This is a genomic window from Micromonospora sp. RTBAU3-60 (assembly GCF_054963695.1).
On record NZ_JBUEGB010000016.1, the window covers coordinates 69,904 to 82,549 of the forward strand.

9 protein-coding genes are annotated in these 12,646 nt (G+C 72.4%); 7 read left to right on the top strand and 2 right to left on the bottom strand.

Annotated features, from left to right (window positions below):
- The first annotated feature begins 2 nt into the window (after nt 1-2).
- The 6 genes from ACY34I_RS18130 (at nt 3) to ACY34I_RS18155 (ending at nt 7,037) form a co-directional block, all read left to right on the top strand.
- Entirely contained in the window at nt 3-734 is a 732-nt protein-coding gene (locus tag ACY34I_RS18130) for a succinate dehydrogenase cytochrome b subunit (RefSeq protein ID WP_148794184.1), read from the top strand.
- A 1-nt stretch (nt 735) separates the two neighbouring features.
- Complete coding sequence (locus ACY34I_RS18135) at nt 736-2,670, top strand: fumarate reductase/succinate dehydrogenase flavoprotein subunit (RefSeq protein ID WP_462756168.1); 1,935 nt, start codon at nt 736-738, stop codon at nt 2,668-2,670.
- On the top strand, nt 2,667-3,428 hold the full coding sequence (locus ACY34I_RS18140) for a succinate dehydrogenase/fumarate reductase iron-sulfur subunit (protein WP_148794186.1): 762 nt from the start codon (nt 2,667-2,669) through the stop codon (nt 3,426-3,428). The genes ACY34I_RS18135 and ACY34I_RS18140 overlap by 4 nt, the downstream gene beginning before the upstream one ends.
- A gap of 278 nt (nt 3,429-3,706) precedes the next feature.
- Nucleotides 3,707-4,888 carry a zinc-dependent alcohol dehydrogenase gene (locus ACY34I_RS18145; protein ID WP_462756169.1) on the top strand — a complete coding sequence of 394 codons (1,182 nt, stop codon included), beginning with the start codon at nt 3,707-3,709 and terminating at the stop codon, nt 4,886-4,888.
- Complete coding sequence (locus tag ACY34I_RS18150; RefSeq protein ID WP_462756170.1) at nt 4,885-5,829, top strand: SDR family NAD(P)-dependent oxidoreductase; 945 nt, start codon at nt 4,885-4,887, stop codon at nt 5,827-5,829. The genes ACY34I_RS18145 and ACY34I_RS18150 overlap by 4 nt, the downstream gene beginning before the upstream one ends.
- Nucleotides 5,830-5,894: 65 nt before the next feature.
- Entirely contained in the window at nt 5,895-7,037 is a 1,143-nt protein-coding gene (locus ACY34I_RS18155) for an MBL fold metallo-hydrolase (RefSeq protein ID WP_148794188.1), read from the top strand.
- Nucleotides 7,038-7,039: 2 nt separating this feature from the next.
- On the opposite strand, the gene ACY34I_RS18160 is transcribed toward ACY34I_RS18155, so the two are convergent.
- Both ACY34I_RS18160 and ACY34I_RS18165 read right to left on the bottom strand, forming a co-directional pair.
- On the bottom strand, nt 7,040-8,551 hold the full coding sequence (locus ACY34I_RS18160; RefSeq protein ID WP_462756171.1) for a deoxyguanosinetriphosphate triphosphohydrolase family protein: 1,512 nt from the start codon (nt 8,549-8,551) through the stop codon (nt 7,040-7,042).
- Between the two features lie 68 nt (nt 8,552-8,619).
- Nucleotides 8,620-9,882 carry a nucleotide sugar dehydrogenase gene (locus tag ACY34I_RS18165; protein WP_462756172.1) on the bottom strand — a complete coding sequence of 421 codons (1,263 nt, stop codon included), beginning with the start codon at nt 9,880-9,882 and terminating at the stop codon, nt 8,620-8,622.
- Nucleotides 9,883-10,063: 181 nt separating this feature from the next.
- Between ACY34I_RS18165 and ACY34I_RS18170 the strand changes: the two genes are divergently transcribed.
- Nucleotides 10,064-12,523 carry a Tex family protein gene (locus tag ACY34I_RS18170; RefSeq protein WP_462756173.1) on the top strand — a complete coding sequence of 820 codons (2,460 nt, stop codon included), beginning with the start codon at nt 10,064-10,066 and terminating at the stop codon, nt 12,521-12,523.
- Nucleotides 12,524-12,646: the final 123 nt, after the last annotated feature.

The window sequence follows — 12,646 nt, forward strand, 5'->3', positions numbered from 1 at the left end:
CGATGCATTGGACGACTGATCGAAGTGCTCCTAGCGTCGGGCGCGTGGTAATCACGAAAACTCGGTCGCCCATCCGCTCGAACGTCGGCCTCAAGGTCGTCATGGCGGTGACGGGCATTCTCCTGGTGCTGTTCCTGATCCTGCACATGCTCGGCAACCTGAAGGTCTTCACGGGCGAGACGTCGTTCGACCACTACGCGCACTGGCTGCGCGAGATCGGGACGCCCCTGCTGCCGTCGACCTGGTACCTGTGGATCCAGCGCACCGTGCTGGCCGTGGCCGTGCTCGCGCACATCGGGGCCGCCACCGTGCTGTCGATGCGCGCCCACGCCGCCCGCCCGGTGCCGTACGCGCACCGCCGCAAGATCCACGTGAACTACGCGGCCCGCACGATGCGCTGGGGTGGGGTGATCATCCTGCTCTTCGTGATCTACCACATCCTGGACCTGACCACCGGTCACCTGAACCCCCAGGGCGACCCGGCCAACCCGTACGGCAACGTCGTCGCCGACTTCGCCCCGGAACGCTGGTACGTCACCCTCTTCTACGTCCTGGCCCTCGTCACGCTGGGCTTCCACCTGCGCCACGGCGCGTTCAGCGCGTTCCGCAGCCTCGGCCAGCAGACCCCGAAGGGCGAGCGCCGGGCCCGGAGCGCCGCGCTGGTCTTCGCCGTCGTGCTGGTCGCCGGCTACCTGGTGGTCCCGTTCGCCGTACTCACCGGATTGGTGGCCTGACATGGATCTCTACACCGAAGGCGACCCGATCGCCGACACCAAGGCCCCGGACGGCCCCATCGAGACCCGCTGGGAGCGCCGCCGCTTCGAGGCGAAACTGGTCAACCCGGCCAACCGCCGGAAGCTGACCGTGATCGTGGTGGGCACCGGTCTGGCCGGCGGCTCGGCCGCGGCCACCCTGGCCGAGCAGGGCTACCACGTCAAGTCCTACTGCTACCAGGACAGCCCGCGCCGGGCCCACTCGATCGCCGCCCAGGGCGGCATCAACGCCGCCAAGAACTACCGCAACGACGGCGACTCGGTGCACCGGCTCTTCTACGACACCGTCAAGGGCGGCGACTTCCGCTCGCGGGAGTCGAACGTGCACCGGCTGGCCGAGGTGTCGGTCAACATCATCGACCAGTGCGTCGCCCAGGGCGTCCCGTTCGCCCGCGAGTACGGCGGCCTGCTGGACACCCGCTCGTTCGGCGGCGCGCAGGTACAGCGGACCTTCTACGCGCGGGGCCAGACGGGCCAGCAGCTGCTGCTCGGCGCGTACCAGGCCCTGGAGCGGCAGATCGGCCTGGGCAACGTGGAGATGAACGCCCGCCACGAGATGCTCGAGCTGGTCGTCGTCGACGGCCGGGCGCGCGGCATCGTGGTGCGGGACCTGGTCACCGGTGAGATCACCACCGAGCTGGCCGACGCGGTCGTGCTCGCCTCCGGCGGCTACGGCAACGTGTTCTACCTGTCCACCAACGCCAAGGGCTGCAACGTCACCGCCTCCTGGCGGGCCCACCGCAAGGGCGCGCACTTCGCCAACCCCTGCTACACGCAGATCCACCCGACCTGCATCCCGGTCTCCGGCGACCACCAGTCGAAGCTGACCCTGATGAGCGAGTCGCTGCGCAACGACGGCCGGGTGTGGGTGCCCAAGGCGAAGGGCGACAACCGCGCTCCGAAGGACATCCCCGAGGACGAGCGGGACTACTACCTGGAGCGGATCTACCCCTCCTTCGGCAACCTGGTGCCCCGGGACATCGCATCCCGGGCCGCCAAGAACGTCTGCGACGAGGGCCGGGGCGTCGGCCCGGGCGGGCTCGGCGTCTACCTGGACTTCGCCGACGCCATCCAGCGGCTGGGCCGCAAGGCCATCGAGGCGAAGTACGGCAACCTCTTCGAGATGTACGAGCGGATCACCGGCGAGGACCCGTACGAGGTCCCGATGCGGATCTACCCCGCCGTGCACTACACGATGGGTGGCCTGTGGGTCGACTACGACCTCCAGTCGAGCATCCCGGGCCTGTTCGTGATCGGTGAGGCGAACTTCTCCGACCACGGCGCCAACCGCCTCGGCGCCTCGGCACTGATGCAGGGCCTGGCGGACGGCTACTTCGTGCTGCCGAACACCCTGCCCAACTACCTGGCCAACGCCGGCTCGTTCGAGAAGGTTGACGCCAGCCACCCGGACGTGGTGGCCGCCCGCGCGGCCGTGGAGGAGCGCATCCAGAAGCTGCTCTCGATCAACGGCGACCGGACGGTGGACTCGTTCCACCGCGAGCTGGGCCAGATCATGTGGGAGCACTGCGGCATGGAGCGCACCGAGGCCGGGCTGCGCAAGGCGATCGACGAGATCCGGGCCCTGCGCGAGCAGTTCTGGCAGCGGGTCCGCGTCCCGGGCGACGGCGAGGGGCTCAACCAGTCGCTGGAGAAGGCCGGCCGGGTGGCCGACTTCTTCGAGCTGGCCGAGCTCATGTGCATCGACGCCCTGCACCGCGAGGAGTCCTGCGGCGGCCATTTCCGGGCCGAGCACCAGACCCCCGACGGTGAGGCGCAGCGCGACGACGACCGGTTCGCCTACGTGGCGGCCTGGGAGTACACCGGCGACCAGCCCGTGCTGCACAAGGAAGACCTGCAGTTCGAATACGTCCACCCCACGCAGCGGAGCTACAAGTGAATCTGACCCTGCGCATCTGGCGCCAGCGGGGCCCTGAGGACAAGGGTCGGATGGTGACCTACCAGGTCGACGACGTGTCCCCGGACATGTCCTTCCTGGAGATGCTCGACGTGCTCAACGAGCGGCTGATCCTCCAGGGCGAGGAGCCGGTCGCGTTCGACCACGACTGCCGCGAGGGCATCTGCGGCATGTGCAGCCTCATGATCAACGGTGAGGCGCACGGGCCGCAGCGTGGCACCACCGCCTGCCAGCTGCACATGCGGCAGTTCTCCGACGGCGACACGATCGACATCGAGCCGTGGCGCGCCCGGGCCTTCCCGGTCGTCAAGGACCTGGTGGTCAACCGGAACGCCTTCGACAAGATCATCGCCGCCGGCGGGTACATCACCGCGCCGACCGGCAGCGCCCCCGAGGCCCACTCGGTGCCGGTGGCCAAGAACAACGCCGACGCCGCCTTCGAGTCGGCCGCCTGCATCGGCTGCGGCGCCTGCGTGGCGGCCTGCCCGAACGGCTCCGGCATGCTGTTCACCGCCGCCAAGGTCACCCAGCTCTCGCTGCTGCCGCAGGGCCAGCCCGAGCGGTACACCCGGGTGATCGGCATGGTGGACGCGCACGACGAGGCCGGCTTCGGCGGCTGCACCAACATCGGCGAGTGCGCGGCGGCCTGCCCGAAGGGCATCCCGCTGAACACCATCGGCCGGCTCAACCGGGACTACCTCAAGGCGACGTCCAAGCGCGCCGGCACCCCCGGCTCCTGAGCCCCGCCCGTCGAGCCGCACCGACCGCCGCACCCCTTCCAAGGGTGCGGCGGTCGGCTTTCCAGGGAGTACGCGGACGCGGTTCGGGTCATCAAGCTCGTAGCGTCCCGCACACATGACGCTCCCCGCCCCATCCCGATCACCGGTCGGACCGGCCCCGGAGCCCGGCACGAGGCTCGTCGACCGCCGGGAGGGCCGAGGACGTGCCGGCGGCCGGTTCAAGTCCCTCCTCGCGGGTAGCAGCCCGATGGGCGGCACCGAAGAGGGGACGAACGGACATGAAGGCACTGACCTGGCACGGCAGGCGTGACCGCGTCGAGGACGTACCGGACCCAAGGATCGAGGAGCCGACCGACGCGATCGTCCGAATCACCTCGACCGCGATCTGCGGATCCGACCTGCACCTGTACGAGGTGCTCGGGCCGTACCTGAAGCCGGGTGACGTCCTCGGGCACGAGCCGGTGGGCATCGTCGAGGAGGTCGGCCCGGGGGTGACCCGGCTCAAGCCCGGCGACCGGGTGGTCGTCCCGTTCAACATCTCCTGCGGCTCCTGCTGGATGTGCGACCGGCAGCTCTACGCCCAGTGCGAGACCACCCAGGTGACCAGCCAGGGCAAGGGCGCCGCACTGTTCGGCTACACCTCGCTCTACGGCTCGGTGCCCGGCGGGCAAGCCGAGTACCTGCGCATCCCGCAGGCCCAGTTCGGGCCGATCACGATCCCGGACAGCGGCCCCGACGAGCGGTGGCTCTACCTCTCCGACATCCTGCCCACCGCCTGGCAGGCGGTGCGGTACGCCGACACCCCACCCGGCGGCACGCTGGCCGTGTTCGGCCTCGGCCCCGTCGGGCAGTTCGCCGCCCGGGTCGGCCGGCACCTCGGGGCCGGCCGGGTGATCGGCCTGGACCTGGTCCCCGAGCGGCTCGAGATGGCCCGCCGGCACGGCATCGAGGTGCTCGACGTGACCGAGCTGGACGACGTGCCCGGGGCGCTCATCGACCTGGTGGACGGGCGCGGGCCGGACGCGGTGATCGACGCGGTCGGCATGGAGGCGCACGGCGCGCCGCTGGGCAAGCTGGCCCAGACCGCCGCCGGGCTGCTGCCGGACAAGCTGGCCCAGGCCATGACCGACCGGGCGGGCGTGGACCGCCTGGTGGTGCTGCACGCCGCGCTCAAGGCCGTCCGGCGGGGCGGCACGGTCTCCGTCTCCGGGGTGTACGGCGGCGAGCTGGACCCGATGCCGCTGATGGAGATGTTCGACCGGGGCGTCCAGCTGCGCATGGGGCAGTGCCACGTACGCCGCTGGGTCGACGAGATCATGCCGCTGCTCACCGGCGACGACGACCCGCTGGGCGTCGAGGACCTGCGTACCCACCGGCTGCCGCTGGAGCAGGCGCCGCAGGCGTACGAGATGTTCCAGCAGAAGCGCGACGGCTGCGTCAAGGTCGTGCTCGCGCCGTGAGCCGGACGGTGGTGATCACCGGCGCGAGCAGCGGCATCGGCCGAGCGACCGCCCGGGAGTTCGCCGGCCGCGGGGACCGCCTGGTCCTGGCGGCCCGCTCCCCCGCCACCCTGGCCGAGGTACGCGACGAGTGCCGCGCCGCCGGCGCGGCCGTGCTGGCCGTACCGCTGGACGTCGGCACGCCCGGCGCGCTGGCCGACCTGGCCGACGCCGCGGCGGCCGAGTTCGGCGGCATCGACGTCTGGGTGCACACCGCCGCCGTGATGGCGTACGGCCGCTTCGACGAGGTGCCCAGCGAGGTCTTCGAGCAGGTGGTCCGCACCGACCTGCTGGCCGCGGCCGAGGTGGCCAGGGTCGCGCTGGGCCGGTTCCGGGCCGCCTCGGCGGGCACCCTGATCCTCACCGGCTCGGTCCTCGGGCACATCACCGCGCCCTACATGAGCGGCTACGTGGCGGCCAAGTGGGGCCTGCAGGGGCTGACCCGGACGTTGCAGCAGGAGGCCCGGGAGACCCCCGGCATCCGGATCTGCCTGATCAACCCGGGCAGCGTGGACACGCCGGTCTACCGTCAGGCGGCCAACTACCTGGGCCGCACCGGCCGCCCGCCGCCACCGATCACCACTCCCGAGCGAGTGGCCCGGGCGATCGCGCACTGCGCCGACCGCCCCCGCCGGGAGGTGTCGGTGGGCCGGCTCAACCTGTTCTTCCGGTTCGGCTTCACCGTGCTGCCCGGCCTGTACGACGTGCTGGTGGGGCCGCTGATGCGGCTCGCCGGGCTGAGCAACCAGCCGATCGGGCCGCACGAGGGCATCGTGTTCGCCCCGAACCCGACCGGCGAGGCGGTCCGGGGCGGCTGGCTGCCAGACCTGCCGCAGGTGATCCGCGCGCTGGGCACCGCGACGGCGGCGGCCGGCTCGGCGGTGCGGCGCCGGCGGCGCTGAGCCCGGAAGCGAACCGACGTGCGGGTGGCTACCGTGTAGTCCGCGGGACACGGGAGGGGACGGCGATGAGCGCAGCGGAGGAACAAGCAGTCGAGCGGGCGCTGGGCCGCCGGCTGTGGCGGATGGCCGGGGTGGCCGCGCTGGCCGGGGTGGCCTGGGTGGGCCGGGACGTGCCCCTACAGCTCGGCGGCCGGCTCGCCGGCGCTCGGGCGGCCCGCGCCGCCCGCTCCCCCCAGTTCCGCGACGGCACCTTCCACAACCCGGCGGGCACCCGGACGATGGTCGCCGACCCGGGCCGCAACCTGCTCAAGGAGCTGATCTTCGGCAAGCAGAAGCGGCGGCCGGACGGCTCCGTCCCGCTGCTGCGGCCGGCCGACCCCGCCCCGGCGGACACCGCCCGCGAGCTGGGCATCGTCTGGTACGGCCACGCGTCGGCCCTGATCGAGATCGAGGGGCACCGGGTGCTGGTCGACCCGGTGTGGAGCGACCGCTGCTCGCCGTCCGCCCGGATCGGCCCGCGCCGCATCCACCAGCCGCCGGTACGCCTCGACGAGCTGCCCCGCCTCGACGCCATCCTCATCTCCCACGACCACTACGACCACCTGGACCTGGCGACCGTGCGGGGGCTGCTCGCCCACCAGTCCGCACCGTTCCTGGTCCCGCTCGGCGTCGGCGCCCACCTCGACCGGTGGGGCGTACCGGAGGAGCGGATCGTCGAGCTGGACTGGTCGGAGAGCCACCGGGTCGGCGGGTTGACCGTCACCGCCACCCCCGCCCAGCACTTCTCCGGGCGCGGGCTGCGCCGCGACGGCACCCTGTGGAGTTCCTGGGTGGTGGCCGGGGCGCACCGCAAGGTCTTCTACACCGGCGACTCCGGCTACTTCGACGGCTACGCCCGGATCGGCGCGGAGCACGGCCCGTTCGACGTCACGCTGATGCAGATCGGGGCGTACGACCGGGCCTGGCCGAGCATCCACATGTTCCCCGAGGAGGCGGTCGCCGCCCACCTCGACCTGCGCGGCGACCTCCTCGTCCCGGTGCACTGGGCCACCTTCAACCTGGCCCTGCACGACTGGTCCGAGCCGGTGGACCGACTCTGGGCCGAGGCGAAGGCCCGCGACGTCCGGTTGGCGGTGCCGCGCCCCGGCGAGCGGGTCGCGGTGGACGACCCGCCACCGGTGGACGGCTGGTGGCAGGCGGTCGCCTGAGCTCAGAGCACGAAGGCGTCGGTCCAGAGCGCGCCCGAGCGGCCGGAGAGCGCGTCCAGCATCGCCACCGCCTGCCCGTCGGTGAGCTGGGCGACGAAGTCCACGATCGCCCGGCCGCGGGCCCGACCGATCCGGTCCGGCGTACGCGGGTGCAGCTCCGCCTCCGCCAGCTCGACCAGGTCGTGCAGCCGGCGGGGCAACCGGGACTCCTCCTCCGGGTCGAGCAGCCACTCCCAGAGCGCCTCCACCAGGGTGCCGAGCAGCCGCGCCTGCCCCCGCTGGTGCAGGGCCAGGTCGGGGCGGGCCAGCACGAACCGGTGGTGGACGAACTTGAGCACCTGCACCTCATGCCACTGCGCCTTGGCGAGCAGCACGTGGCCGGAACGGACGTTCGGCTCCGGGGTCACCGTGATGGCCTCGACGAACCGGGTCGACCAGCGGGCGGAGAAGCGGGCCACGTACTGCTCCGCCTCGATCGAGCCGTCGAACGGCAGGGCCAGCAGCCCCTCGACCAGCTCCTCGCGGACGTGCTCCACGGCGGCGGCGAACGCCTCGTCGTCGGCGATCCAGGCGTCCTTGCGGTGCAGCTGGCGGCGCAGCCGTTCGATGGCGGCGCCGGGGCGCCGGCCGGCGGTGGTCAGCGCGGCACCGGTGATCGAGCGGAAGTGCCCGCTCTCCCGCTGCCAGGCCATCAGCTCAGCGGCCACCGCGCCCTGCTGGAGCACCCCGACCCGGTAGAAGTCCTCCACGTCGTGGATGGCGTACGCGATGTCGTCGGCGGTGTCCATGATCGACGCCTCCGGGGTCTGCTGCCAGTCCGGGATCCGCCCGGCGAACGGCTCCCGGGCCTGCCGCAGATCGTCCAGCTCGGTCCGGTACGCGCCGAACTTCGCCGACCCGCTCTCCGGGTCGTCGGGCGGGGCAGCCGCGCCGCGGGGCGTCGGGTCGAGGTGCCGCGGGTGCGGGTCCGGATGGTCCAGGCGAGTCCACGGATACTTCAGCATCGCCGCCCGGACCGCCGCCGTCAGGTCCAGGCCGGTGGTCGCCGCGCCCCGGATCTCCGTACTGGTGACGATCCGGTACGACTGGGCGTTGCCCTCGAACCCGTCGGACAGCCCGAGGCGCTGGCGGGCCAGCCGGTCCAGCACCCGCTCCCCCAGGTGCCCGAAGGGCGGGTGGCCCAGGTCGTGGGCGAGCGCGGCGGCCTCCACCACGTCCGGGTCGCAGCCGCCCAGCTTCTCCAGCAGCGAGCGGTGCGCCTCCTCGGCGGTGAGCCGCTCGGCGACCGCCCGGGCCACCTGGGCGACCTTCAGGCTGTGGGTGAGCCGGTTGTGCACCAGCAGGCCGGACCCGCCGGGGCTGACCACCTGGGTCACCCCGTTCAGCCGGGCGAAGAACGGCGACGCGACGATCCGGTCCCGGTCGGCCCGGAACGGGCTGGCGGCCAGGTCGCCGAGCGCCCGGGCGCTGCCGCCGAAGAGCCGCCGGGCCCGCGGATCCGCAGGTTGCTCCATGATCGCCCACCGTAGCGCAGCGGACCGGGGGCCCGTCCACAGCGCGTCGTGGATGGGGGCGCACTTTCCTACAGGCGCTCCACCGCCGGCCCCGAGCACCGGTTACGGGTGTCGAAGACATAGCGCCCGCGCCTGGTCACCATGTCGTAGTCGAAGACGTCGTGATCCGTCACCACGACCACCGCGTCGGCCGCGGCGACCTCCTGTTCGGTCAACGGCACGACCAGCACCCCGCCAGGGATGTGGTGCGGCTCGGCATACGGCTCGACAGCGTGGACCTCCGCGCCGAGGTCGCACAGCCGCCGCGCCACCTCCACGGCGGGCGAGTCCCGCATGTCGCCGGTGTTCTTCTTGTAGGCCAGACCGAGCAGCAGCAGCCGGGCACCGCTGACCGCGCGGCCGGTCCGGTTGAGTCCGGCCATGATCCGTTGCGTCACGTGCTCGGGCATCTCGTGGTTGACGTCGTTTGCCAACTCGATGAAGCGGAACTGCCGGCCCAGCCGCCGCTTGACCTGCCAGGAGAGGTAGCAGGGGTCGATCGGCAGGCAGTGCCCGCCGACCCCGGGCCCGGGCCGGAACGGCATGAACCCGAACGGCTTCGTCTCGGCGGCCTCGATCGCCTGCCACACGTCGATGTCCAGATGGTGGGAGAGCATGGTGAGCTCGTTGATCAGGGCGATGTTGACCTGGCGGAAGGTGTTCTCGATCAGCTTGGTCAGCTCGGCGACCCGGGTAGAGGTCACGGGCACCGTACGCGCCACGATCCGACGGTAGAACTCGTCCACCCGGGCCAGCGACGCCGCGTCCACCCCCGAGACCACCTTCGGCGTGTTCTCCAGCCGCCAGCTGGGGTTGCCCGGATCGATGCGCTCCGGGCTGTAGCCGAGGTGGAAGTCGCCGGGACTGCGCAATCCGCTGGCCGACTCCAGGAGCGGACGTAGCAGTTCCTCGGTGGTGCCCGGGTACGTGGTCGACTCCAGCACCACCGCACAGCCCGGTCGCACATACGGGCCGATGCCGACACCGGCCTGCTCGACGTAGCTCAGGTCCGGCGTGCCGTCCCGCAGCGGGGTCGGCACCGTGATCACACAGACGTCGAAGCCCTCGGCGTCGGCGTATTCGGTGCTCGGCTGGTAACGGCCGCTGCCGAGCGCCCGACCGAGCCGGTCAGCCGGAATGTCCTCCACGAAAGACTCACCCGAGGCGAGCCGCTTGACGCGATCGGAGTCGACGTCCAGGCCGACGACGTCCAGGCCCGCTTCGACGGCCCGCATGGCCAGCGGCAGACCGACGTATCCCTGGCCGATCACGACCAGCTTCTCAGCACTCACCCGGGCTCCAGTTAGACGTAGGAATCACCTGGTTAGGAGGCTAGAGGGACTTCTGATGCCGTAAGTCCGTTTTCGTGATATCGGCCAGCTGGCCGACGCCAGTGGGTGCGCCGGGGTGCGGGGCGTCGGGGGCGGGCGGCAGAATGCACGGCGGAACCCACCCGAGAAGGCGGATCAGATCGTGACCCAGTCTGTTCATCAGCGGATCGCCGACGAGCTCGGCGTCGCCGAACGTCAGGTACGGGCGGCCGTGGAGCTGCTCGACGGCGGCGCCACCGTGCCGTTCATCGCCCGCTACCGCAAGGAGGCCACCGGCTCGCTCGACGACGCGCAGCTGCGCACCCTCGAGGAGCGGCTGCGCTACCTGCGCGAGCTGGACGAGCGGCGCGCCGCGGTGCTGGAGTCGATCCGGTCCCAGGGCAAACTCGACGAGGCCCTGGAAGCGCAGATCATGGCCGCCGACTCGAAGTCCCGCCTGGAGGACATCTACCTGCCGTACAAGCCGAAGCGGCGGACCCGGGCGCAGATCGCCCGCGAGGCCGGGCTGGAGCCCCTGGCCGACGCGCTGCTCGGCGACCCGACGCAGGACCCGAAGGCGGTCGCCGCCGGTTACGTCGACGCCGACAAGGGGTTCGCCGACGCGGCCGCCGTGCTGGAGGGCGCCCGCGCCATCCTCATCGAGCGCTTCGCCGAGGACGCCGACCTGATCGGCACGCTCCGGGAGCAGATGTGGACGCGGGGCCGGCTGGTCGCCCGGGTACGCGACGGCCAGGAGAGCACCGGCGCCAAGTTCGCCGACTACTTCGACTTCGCCGAGCCGTACCCGAAGCTGCCCTCGCACCGGATCCTCGCCATGTTCCGCGGCGAGAAGGAGGGCGTGCTCGACCTGACCATGGACCCGGAGCCGGAGGGTGACTCCGACGCGGTGGCCAGCGGTCCGACGCGGTACGAGGCGGCGATCGCCGGCCGGTTCGGCGTCAGCGACCAGGGGCGCCCGGCCGACAAGTGGCTGACCGACACGGTGCGCTGGGCCTGGCGCACCCGGATCCTCATCCACCTCGGCGCGGACCTGCGGATGCGGCTCTGGCAGGCGGCCGAGGAGGAGGCCGTGCGGGTGTTCGCCACCAACCTGCGCGACCTGCTGCTGGCCGCGCCCGCCGGCACCCGGCCGACCATGGGCCTGGACCCGGGCCTGCGCACCGGCGTGAAGGTGGCCGTGGTGGACGCCACCGGCAAGGTCGTCGCCACCCACACGATCTACCCGCACGAGCCGCGCCGGCAGTGGGACGCCTCGATCGACATCCTGGCCAAGCTGGCCGCCGAGCACCAGGTGGAGCTGATCGCGATCGGCAACGGCACCGCCAGCCGGGAGACCGACAAGCTGGCCGGCGACCTGATCAAGCGGCACCCGGAGCTGAAGCTGACCAAGGTGGTGGTGTCCGAAGCCGGCGCTTCGGTCTACTCCGCCTCCGCGTACGCCTCGCAGGAGCTGCCCGGGCTGGACGTGTCGCTGCGCGGCGCGGTCTCCATCGCCCGCCGCCTGCAGGACCCGCTCGCCGAGCTGGTCAAGATCGACCCGCGCTCGATCGGCGTCGGGCAGTACCAGCACGACCTGTCCGAGGTGAAGCTGTCCCGCTCGCTGGACGCGGTGGTCGAGGACTGCGTCAACGGCGTCGGCGTCGACGTCAACACCGCCTCCGCTCCCCTGCTGACCCGGGTCTCCGGCATCGGCGCCGGGCTGGCGGAGAACATCGTGCTGCACCGGGACGCCAACGGGCCGTTCCGCACCCGGACCGACCTGAAGAAGGTGCCCCGGCTCGGGCCGAAGGCGTTCGAGCAGTGCGCCGGCTTCCTGCGCATCCCCGGCGGCGACGACCCGCTGGACTCCTCCAGCGTGCACCCCGAGGCGTACCCGGTGGTGCGGCGGATCCTCGCCCACACCGGGCAGGACCTGCGCGCCCTGATCGGGCAGAGCGGGATCCTGCGCGGGCTGCGCGCCGGCGACTTCGTCGACGACACCTTCGGCCTACCCACCGTCACCGACATCCTGCGCGAGTTGGAGAAGCCCGGCCGTGACCCGCGCCCCGAGTTCAGGACGGCCACGTTCGTCGAGGGGGTCGAGACGCTCGGCGACCTGAAGCCGGGCATGGTGCTGGAGGGCGTGGTCACCAACGTCGCGGCGTTCGGCGCGTTCGTCGACGTCGGCGTGCACCAGGACGGCCTGGTGCACGTCTCGGCCATGTCGCACACCTTCGTGAAGGACCCGCGGGACGTGGTGAAGTCCGGCGACGTGGTCCGGGTCCGGGTGCTCGACGTCGACGTGCCCCGCAAGCGCATCTCACTGACCCTGCGGCTGGACGACGAGACGCCCGCCGGCGGTGACCGCCCGGCCGACGGCCGGCGGGAGCGCGGTGGCCAGGGCGGCGGCGCCCGGGGCGGCCAGGGCGGCGGCGGTCAGCGCGGCGGCCAGGGCGGCGGTGGCCGGGGCGGCGGTCAGCGCGGCGGCCAGGGCGGCGCGCCACGCGGAGACCGGGGCGGCGCGCGCGGTGGGTCTCAGCAGCGGCAGGGGCGGGGCGCTGGCGCGCCGGCCCCGGCCAACAGCGCCATGGCGGACGCGCTGCGCCGCGCCGGCCTGGCCTGACGGCCACACGCTGTCGAGCTGACGTCGCGACCGCATCGGTGGGCCGATGTCGTGAACGAGTCAGCTCGACAGCGTGACCGGGGCGCCCAGCCGGGGAGTCGGACCCGCGGCGGGCGGGCGAGG

Bases quoted from the DNA above. Each gene is read 5' to 3' on its own strand.
- ACY34I_RS18130 (WP_148794184.1), top strand. From the start codon at position 3: ATGCATTGGACGACTGATCGAAGTGCTCCTAGCGTCGGGCGCGTGGTA.
- ACY34I_RS18135 (WP_462756168.1), top strand. From the start codon at position 736: ATGGATCTCTACACCGAAGGCGACCCGATCGCCGACACCAAGGCCCCG.
- ACY34I_RS18145 (WP_462756169.1), top strand. From the start codon at position 3,707: ATGAAGGCACTGACCTGGCACGGCAGGCGTGACCGCGTCGAGGACGTA.
- ACY34I_RS18155 (WP_148794188.1), top strand. From the start codon at position 5,895: ATGAGCGCAGCGGAGGAACAAGCAGTCGAGCGGGCGCTGGGCCGCCGG.
- ACY34I_RS18160 (WP_462756171.1), bottom strand. From the start codon at position 8,551: ATGGAGCAACCTGCGGATCCGCGGGCCCGGCGGCTCTTCGGCGGCAGC.